30 protein-coding genes and 1 pseudogene are annotated in these 25,376 nt (G+C 46.1%); 10 read left to right on the top strand and 21 right to left on the bottom strand.

Going from position 1 to position 25,376, the window contains the following annotated elements:
* The first annotated feature begins 80 nt into the window (after positions 1 to 80).
* A complete protein-coding gene (locus QMA13_RS15435; RefSeq protein WP_282942464.1) occupies positions 81 to 647 on the top strand; it encodes a DUF4062 domain-containing protein in 567 nt (188 codons plus the stop codon).
* 41 nt (positions 648 to 688) lie between these two features.
* On the opposite strand, the pseudogene QMA13_RS15430 reads toward QMA13_RS15435, so the two are convergent.
* A pseudogene (locus QMA13_RS15430) lies at positions 689 to 881 on the bottom strand (hypothetical protein); the annotation flags it as partial.
* Positions 882 to 1,358: 477 nt separating this feature from the next.
* On the opposite strand from QMA13_RS15430, the gene QMA13_RS15425 reads away from it, so the two are divergent.
* Positions 1,359 to 1,628 (top strand): IS110 family transposase, encoded by a 270-nt coding sequence (locus tag QMA13_RS15425; protein ID WP_282942463.1) that lies wholly within the window; start codon positions 1,359 to 1,361, stop codon positions 1,626 to 1,628.
* A gap of 192 nt (positions 1,629 to 1,820) precedes the next feature.
* On the opposite strand, the gene mazF is transcribed toward QMA13_RS15425, so the two are convergent.
* The 5 genes from mazF to QMA13_RS15400 form a co-directional block, all read right to left on the bottom strand.
* A complete protein-coding gene (gene mazF / locus QMA13_RS15420; protein WP_282942462.1) occupies positions 1,821 to 2,162 on the bottom strand; it encodes an endoribonuclease MazF in 342 nt (113 codons plus the stop codon).
* Positions 2,156 to 2,386, bottom strand: coding sequence for an AbrB/MazE/SpoVT family DNA-binding domain-containing protein (locus QMA13_RS15415; protein ID WP_282942461.1), 231 nt, complete (start codon positions 2,384 to 2,386; stop codon positions 2,156 to 2,158). Before QMA13_RS15415 ends, mazF begins: the two co-directional genes overlap by 7 nt.
* Positions 2,387 to 2,541: 155 nt before the next feature.
* Positions 2,542 to 2,667, bottom strand: coding sequence for a hypothetical protein (locus tag QMA13_RS15410; protein WP_282942460.1), 126 nt, complete (start codon positions 2,665 to 2,667; stop codon positions 2,542 to 2,544).
* Positions 2,668 to 2,872: 205 nt separating this feature from the next.
* Positions 2,873 to 3,040 carry a hypothetical protein gene (locus tag QMA13_RS15405; protein WP_282942459.1) on the bottom strand — a complete coding sequence of 56 codons (168 nt, stop codon included), beginning with the start codon at positions 3,038 to 3,040 and terminating at the stop codon, positions 2,873 to 2,875.
* A gap of 65 nt (positions 3,041 to 3,105) precedes the next feature.
* The gene (locus QMA13_RS15400) at positions 3,106 to 3,426 is read right to left on the bottom strand and encodes a hypothetical protein (protein WP_282942458.1); all 321 of its coding nucleotides are present in this window, start codon (positions 3,424 to 3,426) and stop codon (positions 3,106 to 3,108) included.
* A gap of 746 nt (positions 3,427 to 4,172) precedes the next feature.
* Here QMA13_RS15400 and QMA13_RS15395 point away from each other — a divergent pair.
* Positions 4,173 to 4,283 (top strand): IS3 family transposase, encoded by a 111-nt coding sequence (locus QMA13_RS15395; RefSeq protein ID WP_282942457.1) that lies wholly within the window; start codon positions 4,173 to 4,175, stop codon positions 4,281 to 4,283.
* A 162-nt stretch (positions 4,284 to 4,445) separates the two neighbouring features.
* On the opposite strand, the gene secD is transcribed toward QMA13_RS15395, so the two are convergent.
* The 3 genes from secD to QMA13_RS15380 all read right to left on the bottom strand — a co-directional run bounded on the left by secD (position 4,446) and on the right by QMA13_RS15380 (position 7,492).
* Positions 4,446 to 6,554, bottom strand: coding sequence for a protein translocase subunit SecD (secD, locus tag QMA13_RS15390; RefSeq protein ID WP_282942456.1), 2,109 nt, complete (start codon positions 6,552 to 6,554; stop codon positions 4,446 to 4,448).
* Positions 6,555 to 6,604: 50 nt separating this feature from the next.
* On the bottom strand, positions 6,605 to 6,961 hold the full coding sequence (locus tag QMA13_RS15385; protein ID WP_282942455.1) for a hypothetical protein: 357 nt from the start codon (positions 6,959 to 6,961) through the stop codon (positions 6,605 to 6,607).
* 321 nt (positions 6,962 to 7,282) lie between these two features.
* Entirely contained in the window at positions 7,283 to 7,492 is a 210-nt protein-coding gene (locus QMA13_RS15380) for a hypothetical protein (RefSeq protein ID WP_282942454.1), read from the bottom strand.
* Positions 7,493 to 8,244: 752 nt separating this feature from the next.
* Here QMA13_RS15380 and QMA13_RS15375 point away from each other — a divergent pair.
* On the top strand, positions 8,245 to 8,661 hold the full coding sequence (locus tag QMA13_RS15375; RefSeq protein WP_282942453.1) for a VOC family protein: 417 nt from the start codon (positions 8,245 to 8,247) through the stop codon (positions 8,659 to 8,661).
* Between the two features lie 79 nt (positions 8,662 to 8,740).
* Here the strand turns inward: QMA13_RS15375 and QMA13_RS15370 are convergent, their stop codons facing one another.
* The 3 genes from QMA13_RS15370 to QMA13_RS15360 all read right to left on the bottom strand — a co-directional run bounded on the left by QMA13_RS15370 (position 8,741) and on the right by QMA13_RS15360 (position 11,247).
* Positions 8,741 to 9,166: an SRPBCC family protein gene (locus QMA13_RS15370; protein WP_282942452.1), complete on the bottom strand. Its 426-nt coding sequence runs from the start codon at positions 9,164 to 9,166 to the stop codon at positions 8,741 to 8,743.
* A 76-nt stretch (positions 9,167 to 9,242) separates the two neighbouring features.
* On the bottom strand, positions 9,243 to 10,199 hold the full coding sequence (locus QMA13_RS15365) for a sigma-70 family RNA polymerase sigma factor (RefSeq protein WP_282942451.1): 957 nt from the start codon (positions 10,197 to 10,199) through the stop codon (positions 9,243 to 9,245).
* A gap of 616 nt (positions 10,200 to 10,815) precedes the next feature.
* Positions 10,816 to 11,247: a hypothetical protein gene (locus QMA13_RS15360; RefSeq protein ID WP_282942450.1), complete on the bottom strand. Its 432-nt coding sequence runs from the start codon at positions 11,245 to 11,247 to the stop codon at positions 10,816 to 10,818.
* Positions 11,248 to 11,776: 529 nt separating this feature from the next.
* On the opposite strand from QMA13_RS15360, the gene QMA13_RS15355 reads away from it, so the two are divergent.
* The 5 genes from QMA13_RS15355 (at position 11,777) to QMA13_RS15335 (ending at position 15,308) form a co-directional block, all read left to right on the top strand.
* Entirely contained in the window at positions 11,777 to 12,247 is a 471-nt protein-coding gene (locus tag QMA13_RS15355) for a pentapeptide repeat-containing protein (protein ID WP_282942449.1), read from the top strand.
* A gap of 957 nt (positions 12,248 to 13,204) precedes the next feature.
* Positions 13,205 to 13,378, top strand: coding sequence for a hypothetical protein (locus tag QMA13_RS15350; RefSeq protein WP_282942448.1), 174 nt, complete (start codon positions 13,205 to 13,207; stop codon positions 13,376 to 13,378).
* Positions 13,379 to 13,628: 250 nt separating this feature from the next.
* Positions 13,629 to 14,204 (top strand): TetR/AcrR family transcriptional regulator, encoded by a 576-nt coding sequence (locus tag QMA13_RS15345; protein WP_282942446.1) that lies wholly within the window; start codon positions 13,629 to 13,631, stop codon positions 14,202 to 14,204.
* The gene (locus QMA13_RS15340; RefSeq protein ID WP_282942445.1) at positions 14,201 to 15,181 is read left to right on the top strand and encodes an NAD-dependent epimerase/dehydratase family protein; all 981 of its coding nucleotides are present in this window, start codon (positions 14,201 to 14,203) and stop codon (positions 15,179 to 15,181) included. The genes QMA13_RS15345 and QMA13_RS15340 overlap by 4 nt, the downstream gene beginning before the upstream one ends.
* A complete protein-coding gene (locus QMA13_RS15335; RefSeq protein WP_282942443.1) occupies positions 15,156 to 15,308 on the top strand; it encodes a hypothetical protein in 153 nt (50 codons plus the stop codon). Before QMA13_RS15340 ends, QMA13_RS15335 begins: the two co-directional genes overlap by 26 nt.
* 310 nt (positions 15,309 to 15,618) lie before the next feature.
* Here QMA13_RS15335 and QMA13_RS15330 read toward each other — a convergent pair whose 3' ends face one another.
* The 9 genes from QMA13_RS15330 to QMA13_RS15290 form a co-directional block, all read right to left on the bottom strand.
* Positions 15,619 to 15,813, bottom strand: coding sequence for a hypothetical protein (locus QMA13_RS15330; protein WP_282942442.1), 195 nt, complete (start codon positions 15,811 to 15,813; stop codon positions 15,619 to 15,621).
* On the bottom strand, positions 15,810 to 16,271 hold the full coding sequence (locus QMA13_RS15325; RefSeq protein ID WP_282942440.1) for a hypothetical protein: 462 nt from the start codon (positions 16,269 to 16,271) through the stop codon (positions 15,810 to 15,812). Before QMA13_RS15325 ends, QMA13_RS15330 begins: the two co-directional genes overlap by 4 nt.
* 471 nt (positions 16,272 to 16,742) lie before the next feature.
* Positions 16,743 to 17,291 carry a DUF420 domain-containing protein gene (locus QMA13_RS15320; protein WP_282942438.1) on the bottom strand — a complete coding sequence of 183 codons (549 nt, stop codon included), beginning with the start codon at positions 17,289 to 17,291 and terminating at the stop codon, positions 16,743 to 16,745.
* A gap of 53 nt (positions 17,292 to 17,344) precedes the next feature.
* Positions 17,345 to 17,779 carry a response regulator transcription factor gene (locus QMA13_RS15315; protein WP_282942436.1) on the bottom strand — a complete coding sequence of 145 codons (435 nt, stop codon included), beginning with the start codon at positions 17,777 to 17,779 and terminating at the stop codon, positions 17,345 to 17,347.
* A gap of 160 nt (positions 17,780 to 17,939) precedes the next feature.
* A complete protein-coding gene (cydC, locus tag QMA13_RS15310) occupies positions 17,940 to 19,667 on the bottom strand; it encodes a thiol reductant ABC exporter subunit CydC (RefSeq protein WP_282942435.1) in 1,728 nt (575 codons plus the stop codon).
* Entirely contained in the window at positions 19,664 to 21,430 is a 1,767-nt protein-coding gene (gene cydD / locus QMA13_RS15305; protein WP_282942434.1) for a thiol reductant ABC exporter subunit CydD, read from the bottom strand. Before cydD ends, cydC begins: the two co-directional genes overlap by 4 nt.
* 42 nt (positions 21,431 to 21,472) lie before the next feature.
* Positions 21,473 to 22,486 (bottom strand): cytochrome d ubiquinol oxidase subunit II, encoded by a 1,014-nt coding sequence (locus QMA13_RS15300; RefSeq protein WP_282942432.1) that lies wholly within the window; start codon positions 22,484 to 22,486, stop codon positions 21,473 to 21,475.
* The gene (locus QMA13_RS15295; RefSeq protein WP_282942430.1) at positions 22,486 to 23,850 is read right to left on the bottom strand and encodes a cytochrome ubiquinol oxidase subunit I; all 1,365 of its coding nucleotides are present in this window, start codon (positions 23,848 to 23,850) and stop codon (positions 22,486 to 22,488) included. The genes QMA13_RS15300 and QMA13_RS15295 overlap by 1 nt, the downstream gene beginning before the upstream one ends.
* 281 nt (positions 23,851 to 24,131) lie before the next feature.
* A complete protein-coding gene (locus tag QMA13_RS15290) occupies positions 24,132 to 24,749 on the bottom strand; it encodes a TetR/AcrR family transcriptional regulator (protein WP_282942428.1) in 618 nt (205 codons plus the stop codon).
* A gap of 321 nt (positions 24,750 to 25,070) precedes the next feature.
* On the opposite strand from QMA13_RS15290, the gene QMA13_RS36590 reads away from it, so the two are divergent.
* Positions 25,071 to 25,247 (top strand): hypothetical protein, encoded by a 177-nt coding sequence (locus tag QMA13_RS36590; RefSeq protein ID WP_481858177.1) that lies wholly within the window; start codon positions 25,071 to 25,073, stop codon positions 25,245 to 25,247.
* Positions 25,248 to 25,376: the final 129 nt, after the last annotated feature.

Below are 25,376 nucleotides of genomic sequence, written 5' to 3'. Positions count from 1 at the left end.
GAAAACCCAGTCAATTTTGACAAATAAAGTGAGGAAGTGGTAAATTCTTTTTATACTAATTCTTTAATTTGGGTGGGCCAATGAGAAAAAAGTTGCAAATTTACATATCGTCTACTTACTACGATCTTATTGAGGAAAGACATTCCGCTGTTGAAGCCGTACTTCAAGCAGGTCATATCCCTGCTGGAATCGAGCAATTTTTCAAGGAAAGTCCAGTGAAAATTAGGAAGAGATGGATCGATGAGTCCGATGTATATATCCTTATTCTCGGAGGATTCTATGGTTTAACGCTTCCTGATGAATCCAAGAGCTATACGCATTGGGAGTATGAGTATGCCGGAGAAGCGGGCAAACCTAGATTTGCTTTTGTTGTCACAGATGAAGCATTAAGACAAAAGCCATACGACTTCGCAGCAATTGAATACTATCAGAAGTTTCAAGAGTTTAAGCAATCGGTCATGGAACAAATCCCTACCTTTTATGTTGAAGATGTACGGCACATTAAAATGGTACTTCGTGATCAATTGCCGGAGTATGCAGCAAGAGACGATTTGTATGGCTGGGTTTCCGGCAAGGATGTCCCGGACGTTCAAAAGCTGTTGGAAGAGAATGCAAGATTAAAGGCGGAGTTGGAGAAAAAGAATTGAAAGAGGGGCTGGCACAACCAGACTCTTTCTTCCGTCTTCCTTTAATATTCTTCCTTTAATAACCCCGAATGGTGCGCCAGCTTAGACTTCTGCCTGGCAAACTTAAACTTTCCTAACTCCGCAGGTCACCTCCATCCCCTCAGAAAGCTTAAACACAACGGCCCGCTTCTTAGGGTCATCAACCGTATACATGACATTAAGCCCAAGTCCGTCCTCATAGAAGAGATTAAGGAAAATGGGGGATTTCGCATAGGGTAGCTTCCCACCTGGCAAGCAGCTAATATCAGAAATTTCGCCGTCACTTATGGTACGGTTCACCGCGTATGATCTTAAACTGTCCTGCCCGTTCGTATTATGTGGTCACCAGATCTCTCTTTTTTGTAAGGTCGTAAGATAGCGGTAGCCGGGGATCGAACGTTTCTGCCCGTGGGACTTGGATCCCGAGAGCTATTCAGTTCATCCCCCTACTTGTTCAACCATTGGTTAGGCTGGTTGGACATGAATCCCGTATCACATGCGATAGTGTGGAAAACAAGAAGCTAGGGGTTACCGGTGAAAATATAATAGGAGTGATGTCTGAATCCAGTCATTGGTTTGGATGGTTCAAAGGGGGAGAGCCATGCACAAGCCTTTTTGGACCGTGGAGTACCTCATGGGAGGATCTTTAGGTTTAATCATAATCCTGAAGGGTTAGCGTCTTTTCTGAATTAAATGAGAGAAGTGGAATCACTTGCAGGGATGCGTCCCTCCATTGTGATGGAAGCAACAGGCCATTATTATAGCCCCGTTGTTCAGTTTCTGGATGAGCACCAGTATTTGAACATCGTCATTAATCCTTTAATCTTACATATCGCCAAGAAAACCGATTTGCGACGTTTGAAGACGGATGCCGCTGATGCCCAACTATTAGGAGCGTTGTTTTATAAAGAAGAATTTGAACCAAAAACAGGGCCAACGAATGCTCAACCGTTCCTCCCATAGCATCCATCATATAGTTTTCCGATGATGTCCGTCGAAGGAAAGTCCGGTAGGCTTAATTCTGCCATAACTCTATCCAGATAGCTTTGGTCTAGCTGAAGATTGATGATATCCATTCGATCCCTCCATGAATTAAGCAATATCGAATAAAGCCCAAATGCCTTCCAAGTAACCCCAGTGGAAGGCAAAAAACTGTTATCGAATCAATAACTCCATTTTGGAAACAACCTCAGCCAACGTCTCAGCTGGTAATTTGCATATGAATGTTGCCAGTCGAGCCTGCCAGTCGAGACTTTTTATCTGATCGGAGAGAATTACCCCCTCAATGGGCAAATCCTGCGGAATGATGACCTCGAATGGATAGCCCTTAATCTTGGACGTTACCGGACAGAGCAAAGAAAGCCCAACCTTACCGTTATAAGCGGCAGGGGAAATGACCAAGGCAGGACGCTTCCCCGCTTGCTCATGACCTGATTGTGGGTTAAATTGCAACCACACTAAGTCGCCGCGATCCGGCACATACGAATTGCTCACCATGACTCCCGTCCTTTTGGCTCACCAGTAGAAACCTCTTTATGGAGATTTTCCGGCGTGACCTGAGCAAGAAGTTCATCCAGTGTTGCCGTCTTGGGCTTGATTATTAGGTGACCATCTTCCACATCAAGATCGACCTCAGAGCCTTCCTCAATACCGACCTTCAAGGCAAGGGACTTCGGGATGCGAATGCCCAAGCTGTTACCCCATTTTTGAACCTGAAACATGGAGCCACCCCCAACAAAAAGTATATACAAAGTATAAACTTTTTGTTGGATAAAGTCAAATCGCGGTTAGGGATTCTTGTGAAATGAGAGGGACGCTTGGTCTGGTAGTCAACATATCATACTCCATGAGTGTACTGACGTTATTACCGTGGTTCTTACGATTTATCAGCACCAGCCGACAAATCATGAAGCTGCTTGAGGAAAAGCAAACCGTCCTTGAACCCCTCAATATACATCCATTCCTTCTCGACTGAAGTACGATAATTAATGGCTCTTCCCAATCTAAAATGATACGAAGCTGTGAGAGTTCCAATTCATGCTTGAGTTTAATTAAGTCCCTCTGAAAAAATGTTTCACTTCTTCTTTTGTAAAAGCTCATTTTCCCAAAATTTGGCGGTTGCTCATGCGATATGTTGCCGCCCTTTTTAGAGAACACGAAAAAAGGATAGCCAATGTACAGCAGCTACCCTTTTCTCAAATTGAGAATTACCCCTTCCGAATGTTACTCTCTTCTTTTTTTCGGTTTAGGAAGTTTCGCATGTTACGACGAATTTCTTCCATTTGATCATCATTGTTAACAGGTACAGCTACCTGATGGCCTGCATCCATTAACTCCTCCACCACATCACAAAAATCACGTTTCTCTGGTTCCATGCTCCATTTGAAGCCCTCTTCCGATGCGCTCAGCACCAATTGTTTCTACGTAAGGGTTAATCAAGTTAGATTTGGGATGTAAAAGAAACAACACTATAAAAACCATGATTTAAACTGATCTTACAGGCTATGGCAAACAAATAAGCGCCTACACCAACAAACACCTTTTTTTCGCGTCCCTTATTCAAAGGGGCGCTCTCGACCAAATGAATAAAAACAAATCCCTGGTCAACCGTTAAACTGACTAGACCTTGAATATCATCTGAGCCAATTAATTGCAGCTTGTAAACGATCCTATTCGCAGCTAAAAATTCATTGTTCCAATTAAAAAGCCACCCGCTTCGAGCCATTTTCGTAAGCTCCAAAATCTCATGTGTGATTGGCATAAATTTTGATCCTCCCGAATGAAGTAATGAAAAAAGATTGGGCCGGAATATCGGATTTAATTGCCCGATTAACCGTCACAATCTTTAAAAACCACTATCAAATAGTACAATCGAACAAGGACAAAAATAATGTCATTGTAACCATTTGTAAGATCGCATCATGAAAACACAAAAAGGCATGCTCCCCCACTCAATAAATTCCACATTAGACGCGAGTCCAAGTGCAATGGTTCTTATATAAGAACTTTGAATGGAGAATGGCGCATGCCTTCTCATAAAGAATATTTGATCAATTTAGCGATATATCACTATTATATCACGGAGACCAGAATGAGGAAATAAGCTCATTCCAAAAGCCGGCCCCAACTTTGTTAGAGGTAAACCCGGCCTTTTAATGTTATGTATTTCACTCCATTACTTAGTAGAAGCAACGAATGATTCCTCACGTTTTAAAGCACGAGTGATCAATGCCCTCGTTACATCCCAAAGATGATCGCAGCTGTTGTCATTAAACTAACGTTCCCGTTAACGTAACAATAATATCTACTCACAACATATAGCGATGCTCAACTTCAGCTGTCTTTATGCAGAGTGTCCTATAGGGGGTCCCGCCAACATTTTAACGAAAATATACGCTAAGGAACTTTTTGAACTTTTTGATACGAAAAAGCCGGTGTCCTGAACTATAACCCTCTTGCGGGTCATTTTCAACGACTGGATGGTAATATTCATCTCTTCAAGAAGAGTTGAGAGATCGAGTCGATAGCTATATTAGCTATTACAATTCGGAACGTTACCAGTGGTCATTAATAAAGATGACTCCTGACGAATTCAGAAGTCATCTTTTGGCTGCATAGCTAACAGTCATTTTTTAAAACTTTCTACAAATAGGGTCACAGTTCACCAATGACATGGTTGGACTGTTTTCAAGCAATCTTCGTGAGCTCTTGATCAAACATTTGGTTGAGGCGTACAGGAGAAATGACCCGACAGGTAGTGCCAGAATACCGAAAAGTTAGTTAGAGCACGTTCTTCCGCAAAAATTCCCGCTTTTTTAGCGACACCAAGATCTGTGCTGCGATAAAAATAGAGGAATACGTTCCACTGACCAATCCGAAAATCAGTGCCAGTGAGAAATTGCGAATCCCTTCACTGCCGAGTACGGCGATTGCCAATGCGGTAATGAATACGGTCGTAACCGTAAAAATCGAGCGGCGCATCGTCTGCCATAGGCTGATGTTGACCATCTGCTGAAGATCTTCAACGGTTTTGACTTTCATCGTCCTGAGATTTTCCCGAATCCGGTCAAAAATGACAATCGTGTCATTGATCGAATAGCCGACGATCGTCAGAATCGCTGCGATGAACGTCAGGTCAATCTCCAGTTGGAACACGGAGAACAACGCGAGCGGAATAAACACATCATGCAGGAGTGCGATGATACACGCCACCCCAAACAAAAATTGAAACCGGATGGCGATGTAGATACAGATCCCGACGGCAGCGAGTATCAAGGCAATCGCAGCTTTTTTCACCAGTTCGTCAGCGATGACGGGAGAGACCGTCGATTCTTGCCTGCTGACCTGATCGCCGTATGTTTGCTGCAGGTCCTTTTGAATCATCTCTAGCTGCGCCTTGGAAACGGGCTGATCGAACGTCGTCGTCGCCCATTCATAGTTGTTGCCAAACGTCGTAACCGGCTTAAAAGCAATATCCGGGACATTTTTTTGAATCACACCAGCAATGTCGACCGTGTTAAACTGCTTGCCGATCATCACGTCAAGCCTCGTCCCGGCCTTAAAGTCGACTCCCAGGTTAAGTCCGAAGATCAGCATGCTAGCCAGCCCCAGCGCCAAAATACTCATGGAGACGGTGTAAAACTTCCGGCGACTTTTGACGATGTTGAACTTGACTGGTGCGACCGGGTCCGACTCGCCGATGTCTTGCTCAGATACCGCGTACCAGTCCGGCTTTTTAAACAAATTGGACTTGATCAGCAGCCAGAGCAGGGAACGGGAACCGAAGACGTTCGTCAGCAGACTGACGATCAACGTCATGATCAGAATGATAGCGAAGCCTTTAATCGAGCTGGAGCCGAATAGCATCAACACTGCGGCCGCGATGATCGTCGTCACATGCGAGTCTACGATGGTGATGAACGATTGGCGCTGACCCATGCGAAAGGCGGACAAAATGGTCTTGCCGCTTCGGATCTCCTCCTGAATCCGCTCGTAGGTGATGATGTTGGCGTCGACGGCCATTCCCACCGAGAGTATAAATCCGGCGATTCCTGGCAGGGTCAAGGTCGCATGCATCCAGTACAAAACGACCAGGCAGGCGTATGTGAAAAAGACAAGGGCTATGTTGGCGATCAACCCCGGCAGGCGATAGACCCACAGCATGAACAAGAGAACGACGCCAAAGCCGACGTAACCGGCAAACATCGTCTTGTCAAACGCCAACGCTCCCAGGCTGGCACCGACCGAGTTGGCCTGCAGCTCGACCAGTTTGGCAGGAAGTGCCCCCGTATTTACAATTTTTGCGATTTGAGTCGCTTCCTCCACAGTGCGCTGACCCCTGATTTGCGCGCTGCCGCTTGTAATCACTTCGTCAATGACCGGATCAGTCAGCAGCGTTTCATCCAGGTATATGGCTACCTTTTTGTGCAGGTTTTCCCGGGTCACTTGCGTAAATTTATCAGCATTCCTAAACTTCAACAAAATCAATGGCCGATGCAAATCGTCATAGCCGATGCTTGCTCCATTTAGCGCGAGGTCACTGCCCTGCATCACGCGGTTCCCCTGTTCATCGCGAAATGTCAGTACCGCCGGTTTGCCGATCAAGGAACGCAGCATTTCCTGGTCTGTCACCCCGGCTAATTTGACCCGGATGCGATCAGGCTGTTCGATCGTAACCTCCGGCTCTTTTACGCCACCGATGTTGACGCGTTTTTCGATCATGGCCGCGGTCGCCTTCAAGGTGTCCGTCGTCACGGCTTCGCTCTGCTGCAATGGCTCCACCTTGTACAAGATCTCAAAACCACCCTGCAAATCAAGCCCGAGATTAATGTCTTTGGCAATGTTGGGTGCTGTAGAAAAAAACAACATGCCGGTTACGGCGACAATCAAGACAAACCATAGTAATTTTGACCATTTTATCATTCAGTTCGTACCCCATTTCAATGTAGTGTTTCGTTGAAATGGTGCTGGTCTATGTTACGGGATTCATATTTGATCGGGTAAAGCAGAAAGAAGCGTTTAAAGATGGGGATAAAGGAATAAATGTACCGCCTTATTTTGTATGCCGGGAACAAAAGGGAAAGCGCTGCGGAGATAGAGAACAAAATAAGAATGTTCGGAAACGAAAGGGAATGGTCCGTTTCCTTCAGTAAGGTTGCGTGTTCATCGATATATGAGTGATCAAGCAGTAAAGGCTGAGCAGAAGTTGCAACAGCTCCGCTTGGTAGTTGAATGGAGGCAAGACAGCACAGGATAATCATAATCGCTGTCAGAAAAACTTTCAGAAGCTTTGTCACGTGATCACCCCCTTTCGCCGGTCGATAAGGACTTCGCCAAAAGCTGGGCGAAGCCAGAATTCGAGCATTCGGGTAAGAAGGTTTGGAAGACCCGACCGAAATGCTTGCTAGATGAATACGACATAGATTTTCGAAAAGTTTCAGTTTTTTAATAACGCCTCTCAAAGGCACGATCTGAAATCTAGAAAACTCCTTGCCCGGTTTGTGAACTGTGACCAACAAGAGGGTCACAGTTCACAAATCGGCTTTTTCGTATCAAAAAGTTCCTTAGCGTATATTTTCGTTAAAAATGTTGGCGGGCCCCCTACAGAATCTAGATAATTAATTATTATTCTGTCTTGCTTTAACCACTCTTGGTATTTGTTTCTCATAAATGGATAATACATTTGAAATCAATTGTTCGCCAGTCCCCTCGTTATCTCTCAAAAGTGCATATATAAGGTTCAAGAAAGTCTTCGCATCTTTCTCTGTTAAACTTTTGATTGATTCCATGATGCTATCATTTGAAAAATTTTCTTCCTTCGTCCCCATATAAGTCCTCCATCTTTAAATATCATTTATTCTTCATATAAGACGTTATAATTTGTTGTTTCAACGCTACATCCCTTAATTAAAACGCTTCTAATGGTCGGAAAGTTTCGTTATCCTGCCCGTTACTTCAAAGAAACTAAGGAGCAGCTGCCACGGCAATCTGCTCCCTGATCATCCCACTATCGTCTTCGTTAGCGCAATGAACTTTTAGAATAGACCGAAGCGATAAAGTGCTTTCTTAGCAGTTGTTATTTACCCGTCGAGAAACCCATCATACCGAGGCGCTCCTTTTTTGACAAAGGGCATTTCTTAGCCTTAACAGGAATGGTTTAGCGCAACGAGGCCGCCGAAATGTGTGCCGGCAGCCTCGTTTTTGCTGTTTATTAAGCTATTGTTCCCCGTATAGTTCAACGTCGGGATGATTCGGCCAAACGATTATCAGGCTTGACACTACACAAAACCCGATATTTTGTGTTGTTGTAACCGAGACTCTAAAAGAAAATGGCATACAGGGCTTTTTTTGCGCCTTTGGTGTCATTTCATCTTTTTTGGAATAATTTAGGTAATTTGTCTCATGCAATAAGAATAAGCAACCTTACGGGAATGGCGGGTATCCGAACTCAATACCAAGTTATTTTTCAAAATTTACGCTTCCGAATCCATGAGACCGATGAATTCCCGGATCGGCTGTCGTCTATATAAACGAAGGCATAAATGAACACAAACTAATTTGACGAAGAGGTGTTTTGAAAATGGCATTAACGTCCGCATTCACGAGCTTCAACCTGCCTGTAAAAAACGTAGAACAATCGAAAGCGTTCTTCACCGGACTCGGATTCGAGCTCAACCCGCAATTCCCCGAGAACGAGAATTCGGTAGCCATCGTGATCGGCGACAACCTGCAGGTCATGCTGATCAATCAAGCATTCTTTAATACGCTCACGGAGAAGGAATCCGTCGATACGAACAAGTATGCGCAGATGACGATCGCATTGGCCTTCGAGAGCCGGGAAAAGGTCGATGAAATCGTGAATAACGCGGTCTCCTTGGGCGGGAAATTGCACGCTGAACCTGAAGATCATGGGTTCATGTATCATTGGGGCTTCGTGGACTTGGACGGCCATCTGTGGGCCATTAACTACATGAACATGGATGCGGCACAAGGTTAAGGCTAACGGAGAGCACGCTCGTACTAGGGTTCAAAAAGAAAGACGCCGGGCATCTTCCCCGGCGTCTTCTTCGCGATGATTAGTTTTGTTCGGTATAGGCTTTGAAATTGTCCATGATCGCTTGCCAGCCTGCTTGCTGGAGCTCGACGGGATTGGAGCTTTCCGCGTCGAACGTTTCAATGACCTTCGTCTCATTCCCTTGATCGACGAAAGCAATATCCACTCTTCTTCCATCTTCCATGGTGTAGCCGATCGCCTCATGCCGATTCACTACATCGTAGACGCCGCCAAAATCAAAGCCCATGCTGCCATCCTTCGCTTCCATCCGTGTCAGAAACTTGCCGCCGACCCGCAGATCGTTTTCGGCTCTCGGCGCATGCCAGTCCTCGGACGCTTGATTCCACTTCGTGATGTGATCCGACTCGGTCCAATAGCGCCATACCTTCTCGACAGGGGCTTGAATGACGGCTTGCACGGTTACTTTCGTCGGTTGACTCGTTTCCATTTTAAATAGACACCTCTCTCATGATATTCGTCGTTTGGTTATTCTCAATGATATAGACGTAAGCCAATGACGAAATTCATTGGTCAATTCGCTCAGGCAGCCCAAATCGCGAAAATAATGGCGTATGAATGAAGTTTTGAACGTGCAGGATTTGATTTTCTTTGGTTTCGATGACGTGGATGCCCCAGGGTACCAGGCCAGAGCCCTCTTTGCTCGGCATATACTGGGCCAACGCCGGATAACCGCCATTCACCGTAATGGGCACAAATCGCGAACCTTCGCAATGCCAGCGAGTAAGCGAATAGAAGGCGGACAAATCTTCCTTGCCGCGGATCCACATCTCGAAGGGCGGCATCGACATGCAGCCTTCCTCGTGGAACAACGCGACGAGCGCAGCAATATCGAATTGCTCGAAGGCCTCCACATACCGGGACAGCAGCTGCTGCTCCGGTTGAACGTCCATGCTGCTGAGCTCATCCGAGCGAAGCTGCGCCCGGTCCATCGTCTCTCGGGCTCTTTGCAAGGCGCTGTTCACCGCTGCCGGCGACATCGCCAACGTTTCCGCGATCTGCTTGGAGGACCATTCAAATACATCCTTCAAAATGAGTACCGCGCGCTGCCGCGGAGGCAAGGTCTGCAGGAGAGCGATGAAGCACAGTTGAAGGGTATCTCTGCGGACGAGCCGATCCTCCGGATTGCCCCCAAAGTCGGGAGACGGCCAGATCCAGGCAGAATCCGGCAGCGTGTCGCGCGGCTCGACGATGGCGACGGCCGGGTCGAACAGGTCAACGGGAAGCGCGCGGCGTTTGGATTGTCTCAGCTTGTCCAAGCACAGGTTGGAGGCAATCCGATAGACCCAAGTTTTGAACGAGGAATCCTGTCTGAACGTGCTCCAGCTCTGCCAGACCCGAATACTCGTCTCCTGAACGGCATCGTCCGCATCGTCCATGGAGCCTAGCATTCGGTAACAGAACGAGGTTAAGCCCGGCTTCAAGCTTGCAAATAATGGTTCGTCAAATGCGGTCTCGTTCATCGCGGCCTCCCTTAATGATCCCCCCGAAGGGTGGTACCTACATTATATGCAATGAAGCGGACAGCCTCAATCCGAATAAATAGGCAGGATTTAGTACTCATGGATAAAAATTTAGCACGATCGTACTAATAATTCAATAACCAATAAATTAACCCTTGTCTATACTTTAGAAATAATTCGCAATACCTCACGCCAGGACTTGAATACTGGAGCTATCCTGCCCGTTCGTATTATGAGGTCACCAGATCTTTCTTTTTGGTAGTAGATAGCGATAGTGGGGGATCGAACGTTTCTGCCTGTGGGACTTCGATCACGAGAGCTATTCAGTTCATCCCCCCCACCTGTTTAACATGGTTAGGTTGGTTGGGACATGAATTCCGTATAGCATAAAGACAATAGCCATTTTTATAATAACTTTATTATTTTTAGTTCTTAAAACGACAAGTAATAATCAATTTTTAAATCATTTATTTAAAGCTGAACGATAACTGCTTCATAACACTTTCATTCAATAATATTTACTCAGAATATAAAAAAAGCCCGTTCCATCAAGGAACGAGCCTACGACATTTATGTTCAAGCTCGACGACAAATTTTGTTCAAACCAGCGACATTTTTAATTACAACTCACACCACGAATTTTGGTTAGGTTCATTACATTGGTACTAGGTTCAAAATGGGCGGCTGCATCTCCGGATCCTCGGGCACCAAATGCTAGTCCCAATGCTCCGTAAAGGGAGACTTCTTTGCGCGGAATATCTAAGCTTATGGCCAGATCAGCAAGAGCATTACCGCTGCACAATACATGGTAACGACCGGCAACATCTTCAACCCATAGTCCAAACTGGATTCCACGAAACCCGTAATGTTCAATTAAGTCGTCAGGCTTACTTACGCTTGAGAGCTCCTGTGATAACCAAACAACTTGGACCATCCGTTTCCAACGCTCGATGTTCTCTTTGCGGGTCGAGTCTCCTTCCTGGGCTATGCAAATAATACTCAGCATATGTACGGCATGATGAAAGATGGATAAGATGGAAGCGGGCATTCGATTTCGAAGAATAAAGATACTTCGGCGGATCGCCGGGTTTTGTTACCCGTATCCGATAATACTCGGACCGGCTTGCGTTCTTGGGCTGCTGGCTAGGACAAATGACACATTACATACAAATTACCTCCTTATTTGCGGGCATGAAAAAAAAGGAGACGCAAAAAAACATACGTATCCCGTATATCTTATGGTCTCCTTATATCAAACCCTATTTTTATCGCTAATAGACTTAGCTTAACCCCATCTTTGCCGAATAAAATGACGGCACAGAAAATTACATATATTCCGTAATAAAATCTATTATACAGTTATTTAGAAGAGTTTGTAAATTATATTGATGTGCCATTAAATATCTTATACTTACTAGCCTTGTAAGTCGAGCAGTGTTCTCGCCTGTGCGAAATTCAAGACAGCCTGAAATAGATAAATATAACTGGAAATTAGGCAATTGGGTAATAAAGGAAAATACGAGACGTGTGTTGAAGTTACAACTGCAGCTTAATTTATAATTAAAGGAGATATGAGAATGAGCTTAAAGGTGGAACCGTTGGATTTGCAAAAAGCGGATATTTCAGGGTCTAAGTGGCAGGAGGTTAAAGCTGAGGAGCTTGATATTGATAATGTCAGCTTGGCGAAGACGAAAATTAATAACGTAAATATGAGTGAAATGACTTTGAATGATGTTAATATGGGTGGAATTAAAATCTCGAACGCAAACTTGTCAGGTTTAGGCATTCAGCATGCTAATTTCAGCCACGCTGTTATTGACCATGTCCATCTGTTTGGAACAGAGTTTCATAATGTGGTTCTTCCTATGGAGGGAGATGGAAATTATAATCCCGATGGGCAATATAAACCAGTAAGTTTTCAAAACTGTAACCTTACTAATGGGCAATTAAGAAATTGTGATTTATCAAATGTTGAGATAACTGATTGTGATATTACTGGATTGAAAATAAACGGTATATTAATTTCGGATTTAATCAAGGACAAATAAAGGACAAATACGGCTGCCTAAGCAGCTGTATTTATTTACTACAAAGCAACAATGTTTTAGAAAAGAGCCTTCCATAATTTAGATTTTACATTATCCCAGCGGTTACATCAAAATCTCTGGTTAGCTGTCTGTTCTTTAACCGGAGACCCCAGATTGATGGGATTGATTAAAGGAGTTTTCTAGAGCTTGCTTGCTTAATGACAACACAAACAGGCCAACAGCGTCCTGCCAGCCCACTTTCATTTGGATGCGCACTCCATTTTACTTTTGACACACGTTATGCTCATGCTGACTAGTGACTTTAACGAATAGAAGGCTATAACTGCAGTTTTCAGCCCAAAGTATGTAGTCAGAAGAGAGAGTGTGTGTTGTGCTCCAGTTACCGGCCGGTACTGGATATAATCTATTATTATCAATCTATTGAATTTTAAACATCTAAATCATCTTTAATTCTATATATCCCTCGAAATTCTCTAATAAGTATCCGGTATTGTCTTGGTACAGTTGAGGATTTGTTGCCGTCGTTTTGCTCCGAAACCATATCCGCCATAACTGTACCAATATCTGAGATATTCCACCCATATCAACTGGTAATATTAGGCTATACTTCTTATTTTTCCATAGACCTTAACACCTCAATTGCTGCTTCATATTGTGTTACTATGAACCTGCCGCACGCCATAATCTTCATCCATCATATACGGGCTCCCATCTGGCTGCTAGGTGGGGCCTATTTGACGTTCCTATCGCTGAAACTCTTATCTGAATTCCCGACAGCACAAGCTGTTCTTGACGTGTATGAAGCTGACTTGGCAAACAGATTTGAATTACTGTGTCCGAGTCGTTCGAGGAACTAGGCTGTAGACACAGCGAAGAAACTCATTGCGGCTGCTATACGGAATCCTTTTCGACAGGCACGTCAATAAAGCCAGTCTTCGGACTGCAATTTACATTCAGATGCTTCTTCAATATAAAGAGTATCTATCCGCCATCGAAAGTGAGATAGCTGCACTCGCTGTTGAGATTGAAGAGTATCAGATTATCGAATCCATTCCCGGTATAGGTGGGAAAATCGTGGCAACGATTATTTCACCGCTGCAGGAAGATGTCGGCCACCAGCATGCCGCATAGAGAACGCCGCTTCTACGGGCCAACCACCTTCGGCATGCCATACTGTGCCAGACTTTGTGGCGGGAGCGCTCGACAAAAATGAGCACTCTGAGTTTGCCATAACCATCTGATTCTAGAGGAATTTTCAGCGTCGTGCGGGAAACGGATGCAGTCGCGTCGGGAACTGGGGTTTTATCGGATGTCAGGAGGGTATCGGCGCCAATATAGCATCGCTATAGACAAACCAATATAGCAGTGCTATATTGGTCACATGAATACACACAACACTCTACTCAATGCGGCTTTACAAGTTCTCGAGGAAGAGGGCGAGGCACAGTTCTCGACACGCTCCGTCTGCGCAATTGCGAAGGTGACCGCACCGACGCTGTACCATCACTTCGGCAGCGCCGACGGGCTTCTGAGCGCCGCCATTACGGAAGCATTTGCACAGTTTCTCGAAAGCAAAAGGACTGCCACCCAATCCTCCGATCCGGTGATGGCGCTACGCGAGGGCTGGGACGATTACGTGCGCTTCGCGGCGGCTCGTCCACGACTCTACGCGGTGATGATGAGCCGCGTTCTCGACGACGCTGAAATTCCCGCCGCCGAGCAGGCCTTTGCGCTCCTGATCCAACGCATCGCGGCCATCGCCGCTGAGGGCCGGCTCAGGCCGACGGTGGAGGTGGCTGCCGATCTCATGTGGGCGTCTGCGAATGCTGCTTCCCTACTTCACGTCACAGCTCGGCTACGCAAGGTGGTGCCACCCACTTCTGAGGTCCTGGAGCAAATCCGCGAGGGCGCCATACGGTCCATCCTAAATCCCGAACAGAAAGGACGAACACAATGAAAATTCTCGTCACGGGAGGCACCGGTCTGCTCGGCGGCCGCCTGATCACTAAGCTCGTGGAGGACGGTCACGAGATTTTCGCTCTCACACGCTCCACATCATCTCACGCCAAACTCAAGTCCATGGGTGCGACGCCAGTCGATGCCGATCTCGAAAGCAACACGCCACTCATATTGCCGGTGATTGATGCGGTTGTGCACGCGGCCGCCTTGTTCCGCTTCTCAGGGCCTCGCGAACCCTTCTTCCGTACCAACGTCGATGGCACCGTAGCCTTGTTGAAGGCAGCTGAGTCCGCCGGTGCGAAGACATTCGTCTACATCAGCGCGGCGGGGATCCTCATGGATAATGGCGGTACGCCCATCCGCGACGCCGATGAAAGCGCGTCAACTTTCCCGAACCACTTCTCCGCCTACCTGGCGAGCAAGGCACGGGCCGAGCTATTGGTTCTGGCAGCCAACAAACCCGGCTTTCGCACCATCGCGCTCCGCCCACCGGCTATCTGGGGGCCTGGTGATCCGTTTAGTCGAGCGCTTCCCGAAGCAGTCAGATCTGGACAGTTCGCCTTCATCGACCGCGGCGACTACGCTTTTGCAACCTGCCACGTGGACAATGTGGTCGAAGCCATACAATGCGCTCTTGAACGCGGAGAAGGCGGTCATGCCTTCTTCATCAAAGACCAGGAAGGGCAGACTTTCCGTGAGTTCGTCTCCTCGCTCGCGAACTTGCAGGGCCTGTCCATCGATAAGCTGCGTTCGATGCCCTACTGGCTTGCCTCTGCCATTGGCCGGCTGCTCGACACTATCTGGGCCGTCACGCGGAAAGACGGCGATCCGCCGATCTCACGCTCGATGATACGCATGATCGGGCGTGAGTTCACAGTCAACGATGCCGCTGCACGTCGAGAGTTGGGCTATGTCGGAAGAACTTTGCGCGACGCCGGCTTGCAAAGCTATGAGGAACCATCTGCTCGACGATAGTGCTTTGGAGGGCGAACGACGGCAATCGCCGGCTAGTCGTTCTCTGGATTTGCTCTTTTTGTCGATGTGGCAGACAGCATCGAAGCCGTGGCGGCAAGCCGAGTCTGTAACTCATCACTATGTATAACTAAGGGGACGGATTGAATTAAGTCTGACACTGGCCTGCGGTATGAGGCTTGATGTAGGTGGATTTATACTCCTTACACAATTTTCACAGCCCGTATGCGCAAGAGCAATTATGGTTAATCGATTGTAAATCATAGTAGAAATGACAGAAAGGGACTCGCGCATGCACGTGAGTCCTTATTGCCGACATCCTTTCGTGATCCATATCGGTCGAGCCTGAAGAACCTGAAACAAGTGACCTCAGTTCACGCTATTAAGCACAATTCATTTTGCCTTAACGATGATTTTCCCCCTTGCGTGCCCCGTTTCGCTCAGCCCATGCGCATTCGCACGCCAGTTTCTGTAATCTTAACATCTACTTTCCCTTCCGAGACCAACTTAGCTATAGTCCCTAGCTGGTCCGTGCTTAGAGATCCAATGTATGAAATGGCCGTAATACCCTGCTCTTTTACCTGCTTTTCATTCGGTTGGCCGGCGATAGTCACCAGTCGTCCGTTTGGTTTCACGTACTCAGATGATCAAGGGAATCAATACGGAGGTTATGAGAACTCATGGACAGAACGTAAGCGTCCTCTAAAATATAAATCGCCAGAGTGACAAATGCGTACTCTTTTGCTTCTTCTTCAGTAATGCTTGGCTCAGTTTTGACGGACAGAGAATGATGATACTTTTGGATAAATTTGATCATTCGATCAGGATCAATTTGCTCACGTTCTTCGACATTAACTTGAAGTGCCTCTTGTGCCTCTTGAAACTCCCTCATCATTTGAATGTCATAAGAATAGTAGAGCTGCTGAGAAGCGTTAATATCGATGAGCTCCCGTATGTATCCGTCGACAAAGTTGAGTTTAACTGCCCCTGTACCTGATTTATTGACCACAGTATACTCATATAATTGTACGCCAAGCACATACGGTTGAGATAATACAAAGGTTTTGAAAAGATCCACTAGTAAATCCCGCATGCGGAATTTACTTAGCTACTGATTTGCCATGACGAGCATTTCCGTACGGCTTCTCATTTGTTGCTTGAGCTCGTCTTTTTCCTCTTCTCTAACTTGAAGTTTTTGGCGAGCCCACAAAATAATTCCTATTCCAACGAGCAGTATCCATATTACAGTTTGGTCTATTGGTAGAAGAAAATTAAAGAAGAACCCTTTCGCTTCATCGGAGTTGTTAGTCCAAATATCAAAAGATAAGGCAAAAATAATACAAGGTAAAACCCTCCGAGGCTTAACCAGACAGACATTCTCGCCGCGCCTACTGAGTGATACATTAGACGCTGTGGTTGTGTAATGAGCTCAAATAACAACCAGGAATGGCAAAAATAATTATAGTTCTGTAAAAAAAGAAAAACAGCCCGCGATTTCTCGTGGGCTTTGCCGGTTTATATCAGAATTATTCGAATTAGTATTCCCCTCAATGAGCGAGTTTGTTCAGTAATATGGTTCCATCATTAAAAACACTACTACTCCAGTAAAACTGACATATAGCCAAATAGGCATTGTCCATCGAGCAATGCGCCGATGCTTTTGAATTTGATTCGTCCATCCCCAAACAAGTGTGAATAGGGCTAGCGGTACGATTATTGCGGCAAGGATGCTGTGCGAAATTAAAATAAAAAAATAAATGGGTCTGATAATACCTTGGCCGCCGAATGCCGCTGTTTCTGAGGACATGTAGTGAAATGTTAAATAAGAAACCAGAAATAATAATGTCGAGGTAAAGGAAGCAAGTATGAAACCTTTGTGCACCTCAATGTTTTTTCTCAAAATTGCAATTAAGCTCGATATCAAAAATATAAACGTAAAGCTATTTAAAACACCATTTATTCTCGGGAAGATGACTAAATCAAACTTGATACTTCCTTTGTATCCTATCGGTGAAAAAAACAAAAGAAGTATAACAAAATTTACAATCAAGGACGTTACTATTATAGGAATCGTATAATTTTTATTATTGGCTGGTTGATCATTTGAGTTCATTTGATCCAAACGCTCCTTCTGCAGGCATTACCCAATTCGGTATTTTCGATCAATCAATACGGACGAAAGTTATTTCTTTTTTTCGAGCTTACCTTAGACATAGAAATTCCTTTGTCAGACGCATAAGTGACCAGCTCAGTACGACTCTTTAATTTCAACTTAAAAAGAATGTCATTCAGTATGAGCTTCTCTGTATATCCCGGTATTACTAACCGATCGGCGATTTCTTCGATGTTGAATCCTCTACACAGATTTCTTATTACTGCCGTTTCCATTACACTAAGAAGGGGCTCTACGTCATGTGGGATATTCTCAACCGCAACAAGCGCAACCTCTGGCTTTAATGAATCGGCGAGTGATATCGCATCCCTTCCGCAGTCAGTTTCCGCTACGACCTCGAATAGCGGATCCAGCTCAAGCAGGTTTTTGATCCGCTCTCTATGCTCTTGCGATGGTTCTGCAAGCAACACTCTGTTGATTTGGCTCACCGCTCCACAACCCCTTTACGGAACCTTAAACCTATGCCTGTTGCTATTATCGCATTTTATGTTTTTAGTCGAATGGCCCGAAGTGGTTATTTTCCTTGAATAATATGACCATTCAGTGGTTACGTGTTCCGTATTTAATAAAAAATCAGAAATTAAACGCTTAGTCCCCCGTTTCGCCGATTAATTGTAACTCAACTTGTTTCATCTTATAAAAATAGCCTTTTTGCTCCATCAACTCTGTATACGATCCCGATTCGATCACTCTTCCTTGCTCCATAACGACGATTCTGTCCATTCCTTCCAAACCGTTAAGCCGGTGACAAATCAGTAGAAGCGTATTTTCGGATGCTTGTTCGTATAAGTGTGCCAAAACACGTTGCTCTGTCACATAGTCCAGCGAAGAGGTCGGCTCATCCAGCAGCCATAGCTTTCCATTGCGAAGCATGGCCCGCGCCAAGGCCAATCGCTGTTTTTCGCCATCTGATAGATTTTCTCCTTTTTCGTAGACGGGGTCGGTTAATGAAGTGGTCGGCAATTGCACTTTAGCGAGGATATCCAACAGTTCGCCGTCAGAATGGTCCTCAGCATCCATGAGCAAGTTATCTCGGATCGTTCCTCGGAAAAAATGGCTTTGCTGCAGCACGACATTAGCCGTTTTCCAAATGCTCGACTCCTCCAGCTCTTGTACCGATATGCCGTTCAGTCGCAAATCCCCGGCTGTCGGCGTACGCAGCTTGAGCAACAACTCAATCAGCGTGGACTTTCCTGAACCGCTAGGTCCAACAATCGCCGTTTTGGATCCTGGTGGAATTTGCAACGAAAAGTTCTTCAACGCCGGCCTCCACTCCCCTTCATATTGAAAGGAAACGCCGGATAACTTAATAGAAACGGCATGGTCGGTATTCAACGCGCGACTTGGCTGCACCGGCTGCATGATAGGAGTTAATAATGCTTCCGTCAGCCGCTTGGCTGCATGTTCGCTATCTTGCTTATATGCGGGCAACGTGGCCATAGTCGCTGCTTCTTCAAATACGGTTAGTGAGGCCATGACAAGCATAGCCAGATATACGCCAGCTAGCGTTCCATCCGATATCAGATAAGCACCAAGTGCCAACACCCCCCAGGAAATCAGATATGTGACAAAGGCATGCATCGATTGTCCACGTAGCAGTTGTCCGGCCGCTCGCTGCTGCTCGGCTGCCAATGCAGCAGAAGCTTGGCGAAGTTGCTGTTCCCGCTGCGCAAGCTGCCCATAAACTTTAAGATCCCGGAAACCATACAACACCTCTGTTACTTCCGTAGACAACAGCGCCCGCTGCTTGCGAACATGCCCATTGATTTTCCGATATCCTAGCAATACGATTCCCGGCACGACCAATACGGTTCCCAGCATACCGAGCAGCATCAAGCAAGCCATCCAGAAAGAAAAGGAGGCGGTAGCCAGCATTGTCGTCAAGAACACCATGACAACAATGATCGGCGGATACGCGACGCGTAAAAAATAGTGCTGCAAACTCTCTACATCCCCAACGATTCGCGCAAGCAGATCCCCGCTTCGGTTTTTATTTAAAATGCCTGGCGTTAAAGGAATGAGCTTGGCAAAAAAGGATGATCGCAAACGGCTAAGCATAGAGAATGTCGCTCGGTGGGAATATAAGCGCTCGCCATAACGACTCACCGCTCGAAGTAAACCAAGCAGCTTGACCAACGAAGTAAGTACGATCAGCGTATAAAGCGGAGGTGCAAACACCGTTTGCGAAATTAGATATCCGCTCGCAGAAAAGAGGACCACACCAGCGATGCCGGCGACAAATCCGCCTATAATTGAAAGAATAATATCCTTGCGCTCCCGAATCATAGCTTGAGACAAAATAGCCAACTCGTTCATCCCGGCACCCCTTTGCGTTGGACATCGACCATCTCTGCATACGCAGGCAGGCGTTTCATAAGCTCGTCGTGTTGTCCCGAGCCCACTAGGACGCCATGGTCCATAAACAAAATGTTGTCCGCATGTCGAATGGTATACAATCGGTGAGCCACCGTAATCATCGTCGCCGATTTTGCCAAGGTTACAATCGAATGTTGCAGGATGTCCTCGGTATGAAGATCGAGTCCGACGGTCGGCTCATCGAATAAAATAATGGAGGGTCGCTTCAAAAAAGCCCGCGCTACGGCAAGTCGTTGCTTTTCCCCACCGGAAAGTCCTCTACCGCCTTCACCGACGGGGGTATCAAATCCCTGCTCCAGTTGGGATACAACCCTCGAAAGACCCGCGTCCGCAGCCGCCACCTCAATTTCAGCCCTGGAGACCTTCCGCCCGGCACCGATCGCGATATTATCGGCGAAGGTACCTGCAAAAATGTAAGGATGCTGCGTAATGTAGCTAATATGTTCGAACCATATCGTCTCATTCTGTTGAGTAAGCGGGTTTCCATTCACTAAAATGGTCCCCGACGCCGGTTTTAGTAATCCAGCAATAAGATGAAGCAAGGTTGTTTTGCCGGATCCGCTATGACCAACAAGGGCAATATGATCTCCTGGTCCAATTGTGATCGAACCTGTACTCAGCTCAAATGAGTCAGGTGCATACTGAAACCGGACATTGTCCAGTTCAATGGAGGGAGGCATTGGAAACAGCTCCTTCGGGAATGTCAGGAGCCCTACTGGCTGATCTTTCAGATCGTTTCTATCGTTCGTGTCCGTGAGCATGGTTTCAACCTTGCTAATCGCCCCCATACTGGTTCGCCCATTGTGAAAAGCTGTGCCCGAACTCTTTAGTAAGCTGTAAAACTCGGGTACGAGCAACAAAACAAAAAAGGCCGTGTGAAACGACATCGATTTGAAGACAAGCAGTTGAATGGCCAGTTCGAGAGCAACAATCCCGATGCTCAGCATCACAATCGATTCCAGCATGAGGGTATTCGTAAACGCAATCTTCAAAATATCCATTGTGGCATCACGGTATCTTAAGCTACTGCGTTCGATTTCTTGCTGCTGACGGCGGGCCCGTCCGAATATTTTTAACGTAACGAGCCCTTGAAGGGAATCTAGAAATGTACCGGCAAACTCGGCCAATTGCGCATACTTTTCTTCTGATTTATTTTTCGTTTTCAGCCCCACCACAATCATAAAAATCGGGATAAAAGGAGCCGTAACCAGCATGATGATCCCTGAATTGGCATGTTGGGTAAACGTAACGACTAAAATCAGAATCGGGATAATGACCGTTTCCACCATACGCGGCATGTATTGACTGAAATAACTATCCGCCTCATCCACAGCATCCAGCGCCATACTGACCTTTCCCCCCGTTTGCCCTCGAAGAGAGGAAGGCATGGAAGCATGCGTAAAATTCTGAAGCACGGCTGCTCGCATATTTTTTTTGGCTGTTGCTGCCATTTGCAAACCAACTGTACCGTTCCCATATGACAACAGTGTACGTATCGCCATCACGACCAGTAGGATGCCGAGCAGTAGGGCAACCGATGAAAAAGATACTCTCTCCACAAAGATCCGCTGGACGGCTTCAGCCAGCAATGCAGCCTGACTTACAATGGCGACGCCTAGTGCGAGCGAGATGAATGCCAGGTAAACGAGACGTTTGCGTTGGGCAGTCATCTGTATAGCGATTAAGTTTCTTTTCCCCTTCACCCAACTCAACTCCTTTATGGTAATAGCCTGCGAGTAATCGGCCTATTTTTCCCCTTTCACGTAATCCGCATCGAACAGGAACAGCTTGAAAACCAAAATAAGGGAAGGAATCAATAGACACATGCCCCCTATAAATACGACAACTAGCGCGAAGCCCATTGAGGATGAGGTGACGCTGCTCTGAATCGTAATGTAGGGATCAAGAATATAAGGATACTGCCCAATCCCGTAGGCGAAAAAGGCACAGAAAAATTGCAGCATGATGCAAACAAATGCTAGCCCATAGCGGCGGCCGCGGTATAACAGCCACATCGCAATCATGAAAAAGGCAACAGAGAGTGCAAGCAGCCACCATAAATCCATCATATTTTGATAATGTCGCTCATTGTGTTGCCCCAAATAGATAAAGGCCGTCAGGGCGATAATAATCGCCGGTGTGCTCCAGAAAAGCGCGTAGGTCCGCATAAGCTTTAACGCAGCTTGATCCTCTGCCCGTGAAGCGTAAAACGCCAGAAAACAGGCGCTAATAAACAAGACAGACACAATCGCCAATCCTACGATGCTCCACGACAATGGATTTGTAAATAAAGCCCAGTAATCCAGAGAAACCGTCTGATCCTGCTTCAAGATAAAGCCGCCTTCAGACAGGGCCAACGCCACGGACAACGAAGCCGGGATCAGCAAACCCGATGCGCCGTACAAAAACAGATAGACGATATTATTTTTGGAACCATAGTTTTCAAATGCATAGAACGAACCGCGAATAGCAAGCAGCACGATTGCAATACTCCCCGGAACAAGCAGCGCCGAGCCATAGTAATAGGCTGTATCTGGAAAAAATCCGATCATACCGATGTAGAAAAAGACGAAAAATACATTTGTGATCTCCCATACGGGTGACAAATAACGAGAAATCAGACGATTTATGAGGGGGTCCTGCTTGGTCAGGCGGGCATAAAAGGCAAAGAAACCGGCTCCAAAGTCAATGGAGGCTATAATAAGATACCCATACAAAAATAGCCAAAGTACCGAAATCCCAATCAAATCGTAACTCATCAGGCATGCGCTCCCTTCCCTGTCCTCTTGTCGCCCGCATGCTGCGCCCATTTCTCCATCTCAGTTTCTGCCGGATTATTGTTGAATAAGCGCCGAAGAACAAGAACACTAACCACGCCTAATACGATGTAAAGAAGAAGGAAGAGGAAAAAAAGAATTCTCACGCTTGGCGATGTCGTCGCCGCTTCTTCTACACGCATATATCCTCGTAAAATCCACGGCTGCCGACCCAACTCAGCGTAAAACCAGCCCAGCTCGACTCCAAAAAATGCGAGTGGCGCGCCTAAAGCAATAATGCGGAGTAGCCATTTGTTGTGCTCATTGCGTTTTTTACATAATGTGAATAGGAAATACAGAACGGATATGCCCAATAACGCAAATCCTATGCCAGCCATCAAGTCAAAAAAATAATGCACAAGGAGTGGAGGTTGTTCATCTGGAGGAAATTCATTCAGACCTGTTACTTTCGCGTTAAAATTTCCAAAAGCCAGGAAGCTGAGAATCTTCGGCAGGTGAAGTGCGCCTATTATTTTATGCTCGGCATCAAGCCATCCTAATAGAATCAAATCCGCGCCGCTCTCGGTCTCAAAATGCCATTCCGCAGCAGCCAGCTTTTCCGGTTGATGCTCGGCCAAGAACTTGGCGGACGCATCTCCAGCTACTGTGTTTAGCAGTCCGAACAACATGACAACGGCCATCATAAGCTTTAACGCTTTTTTGTGGTATCCAGTGACCCCTTTTCTAAGCATCGCAAAGGCCGCAATTCCTGCTAGCAGAGCCGCTCCTGTTAAGTAGGCCGAGCTTAATACATGGAACACTTTGGAGAACGTCGCCGTATTCAGCATCGCTTGCACCGGGTTAACGACTGTAAATTGTCCGCCTTGCATGGTAAATCCCTCGGGTTGATTCATAAAACCATTCACAGTCGTGATAAAAACAGCGGACATGCCTGCCCCTGCGACAATGGGGATTGTAAGCAGCCAATGAATATATGGGTTCTTGAACCGATCCCACGTATACAGATAAATGCCTAGAAAGATAGCTTCAAAAAAGAATGCAAATACCTCCATGAATAACGGAAGCGCAATAACGTTCCCCGCCAACTTCATAAAATTCGGCCACACCAATGCCAGTTGCAGTGAGATTGCCGTGCCTGTTACGACACCGACTGCGACGGATATAACAAACCCCCGCGCCCACCTCTTAGCCATCAGTGTGTAGTGAGAATCTTGCTTGCGGATGCCGATGAGCTCAGCAATCGCGATCATGAGAGGGATACCGACACCAATTGTCGCGAATATCATATGGAACCCTAGTGTCATTCCTGTCACCAGCTTGCTCCATAGTACCGTATCAATTCCCATTCCTTACTGCCTCCCTTCCAAAGCGATTTGTAATCAGTGTCGATTTTATCCCTGTCCTTTATTCAGTTCAATCGCGGTCACATCTTCTCCCTTAATCATTCAAGAATGGAACAATTCTTTCTAACAGTTCGATGAAAAATGCAAAAAAAGCTCGATCGAGCTATTGATCGAGCTTGCTTATCATGATAAATTTATCTGTTCCTTTGTTTGCTTACGGATGGATTAGAGGAGGTTTGAGGACAAATACAGATGGCTATCTTGTGAGGGCAACTTTATTCCAATTACTTTGTTAAGCCCGTATCTTTAACATCCATCATGCAACTTCTGACCAACCTCTCCACGTACTTCATATATCGTTGAATAGGATCGGCGCTGCCACTCAATCTGCTTGCCATAATGGCTCCCTCCAGCGAGTCAGTCAGAAATGATGCCAATTCAATAGCGTCTGTGTCCGGACGAATCTCCGCATTTCGAATCCCCTGATCTATGATTGACCACACGAATTGAACCATAACTTGATAAGCTTCATGAGCTTTCTGCTGAAGTTCAGGGAACGAACCATCACTCTCTACCGCCGTATTCAACAGTGGACATCCCCCAGGAATCGGAGGGTTGTTTACAGCATCCTGATAAACTGCAGAGACTTTCATGAGCTTATCAAGCACATTCGTTCCTTCTTGTTCCGCCTGAACAAAAAATTCAAGCAATATCCCTTTTGCCCGCTCAAAAGCAGCAAGTACAATCTTTTCTTTGTTTTCAAATCGTCGATAAATCGCACCCTTAGGTAATGCTGTTGCCTGCATAATATCCTGAATTGATGTTTGTGCAATGCCTCTTGTATTAAATAAGAGCATAGCCTCGTTTATGATTTTTTCTCGTACATCGTCTGGCTTATTCATGTTTCTCCTCCTCGTCATGTAAGCTCATCAGTGTTGTTTTATTTATATTGTCACAAAATTCCCAAAACTGTCTATTTGCAAGTAAGGCGTCCTAAAGTATAATGGATTTTGTGGACCGGACGGTCCGGTCTTTCCCTAAACCCTATGCCTATTAAAGCGCGTTACCCTGCAAGTTAACTTCTACGCTCAGTAAAAATGTCCATGCTACGCTAATTCTAACTTAAGAGAAGGTTGAAGGCTATGCCGTTCTTTAAAGTAGGTGCAAACGGAGAGGGTCGGTAGACTAATTGTCAGCAGGCCACTTGAGAGCGCGGCCACCAGGTGACAGCATTTGTTCGAAAGCCGAGCGACTTCACACAATACCCACAGCTGAATATTGTCATTGGTCGCATCTTGGAAGATGACGAACAACTAAGAGAGAGCATGGCTGGGTATGATTCCGTATTGTTTGCTCTGGGAAACGGATTATTCATAAAAGGAGGTGGTGGCCTCAAATAATGGAGGCAGCCATGATGCGTCTTATTTCTGCCATGTAGGCAGATAGCGTACAATTGCTTGTAATGCCACTAAGCTATGGCGCTGGCCACACACCAAATATACGAATTTGGGGACTCGTTTAATCGGAAA

The sequence above is a fragment of the Paenibacillus sp. RC67 genome, from assembly GCF_030020805.1.
Classification (GTDB): Bacteria; Bacillota; Bacilli; order Paenibacillales; family NBRC-103111; genus Paenibacillus_S.
The sequence above is the reverse complement of the archived record's forward strand: the minus strand, read 5'-3'. Positions and strand labels throughout refer to the sequence as shown.

Excerpts from the sequence above, each read along its gene's own strand:
- QMA13_RS15435 (WP_282942464.1), top strand. The coding sequence starts at position 81 with ATGAGAAAAAAGTTGCAAATTTACATATCGTCTACTTACTACGATCTT.
- QMA13_RS15425 (WP_282942463.1), top strand. The coding sequence starts at position 1,359 with ATGAGAGAAGTGGAATCACTTGCAGGGATGCGTCCCTCCATTGTGATG.
- mazF (WP_282942462.1), bottom strand. The coding sequence starts at position 2,162 with ATGGTGAGCAATTCGTATGTGCCGGATCGCGGCGACTTAGTGTGGTTG.
- QMA13_RS15415 (WP_282942461.1), bottom strand. The coding sequence starts at position 2,386 with ATGTTTCAGGTTCAAAAATGGGGTAACAGCTTGGGCATTCGCATCCCG.
- QMA13_RS15405 (WP_282942459.1), bottom strand. The coding sequence starts at position 3,040 with ATGGAACCAGAGAAACGTGATTTTTGTGATGTGGTGGAGGAGTTAATG.
- QMA13_RS15400 (WP_282942458.1), bottom strand. The coding sequence starts at position 3,426 with ATGCCAATCACACATGAGATTTTGGAGCTTACGAAAATGGCTCGAAGC.
- QMA13_RS15380 (WP_282942454.1), bottom strand. The coding sequence starts at position 7,492 with ATGGGGACGAAGGAAGAAAATTTTTCAAATGATAGCATCATGGAATCA.
- QMA13_RS15375 (WP_282942453.1), top strand. The coding sequence starts at position 8,245 with ATGGCATTAACGTCCGCATTCACGAGCTTCAACCTGCCTGTAAAAAAC.
- QMA13_RS15370 (WP_282942452.1), bottom strand. The coding sequence starts at position 9,166 with ATGGAAACGAGTCAACCGACGAAAGTAACCGTGCAAGCCGTCATTCAA.
- QMA13_RS15365 (WP_282942451.1), bottom strand. The coding sequence starts at position 10,199 with ATGAACGAGACCGCATTTGACGAACCATTATTTGCAAGCTTGAAGCCG.
- QMA13_RS15360 (WP_282942450.1), bottom strand. The coding sequence starts at position 11,247 with ATGCCCGCTTCCATCTTATCCATCTTTCATCATGCCGTACATATGCTG.
- QMA13_RS15355 (WP_282942449.1), top strand. The coding sequence starts at position 11,777 with ATGAGCTTAAAGGTGGAACCGTTGGATTTGCAAAAAGCGGATATTTCA.
- QMA13_RS15350 (WP_282942448.1), top strand. The coding sequence starts at position 13,205 with ATGCTTCTTCAATATAAAGAGTATCTATCCGCCATCGAAAGTGAGATA.
- QMA13_RS15345 (WP_282942446.1), top strand. The coding sequence starts at position 13,629 with ATGAATACACACAACACTCTACTCAATGCGGCTTTACAAGTTCTCGAG.
- QMA13_RS15340 (WP_282942445.1), top strand. The coding sequence starts at position 14,201 with ATGAAAATTCTCGTCACGGGAGGCACCGGTCTGCTCGGCGGCCGCCTG.
- QMA13_RS15335 (WP_282942443.1), top strand. The coding sequence starts at position 15,156 with ATGAGGAACCATCTGCTCGACGATAGTGCTTTGGAGGGCGAACGACGG.
- QMA13_RS15325 (WP_282942440.1), bottom strand. The coding sequence starts at position 16,271 with ATGCGGGATTTACTAGTGGATCTTTTCAAAACCTTTGTATTATCTCAA.
- QMA13_RS15320 (WP_282942438.1), bottom strand. The coding sequence starts at position 17,291 with ATGAACTCAAATGATCAACCAGCCAATAATAAAAATTATACGATTCCT.
- cydC (WP_282942435.1), bottom strand. The coding sequence starts at position 19,667 with ATGAACGAGTTGGCTATTTTGTCTCAAGCTATGATTCGGGAGCGCAAG.
- QMA13_RS15300 (WP_282942432.1), bottom strand. The coding sequence starts at position 22,486 with ATGAGTTACGATTTGATTGGGATTTCGGTACTTTGGCTATTTTTGTAT.
- QMA13_RS15295 (WP_282942430.1), bottom strand. The coding sequence starts at position 23,850 with ATGGGAATTGATACGGTACTATGGAGCAAGCTGGTGACAGGAATGACA.
- QMA13_RS15290 (WP_282942428.1), bottom strand. The coding sequence starts at position 24,749 with ATGAATAAGCCAGACGATGTACGAGAAAAAATCATAAACGAGGCTATG.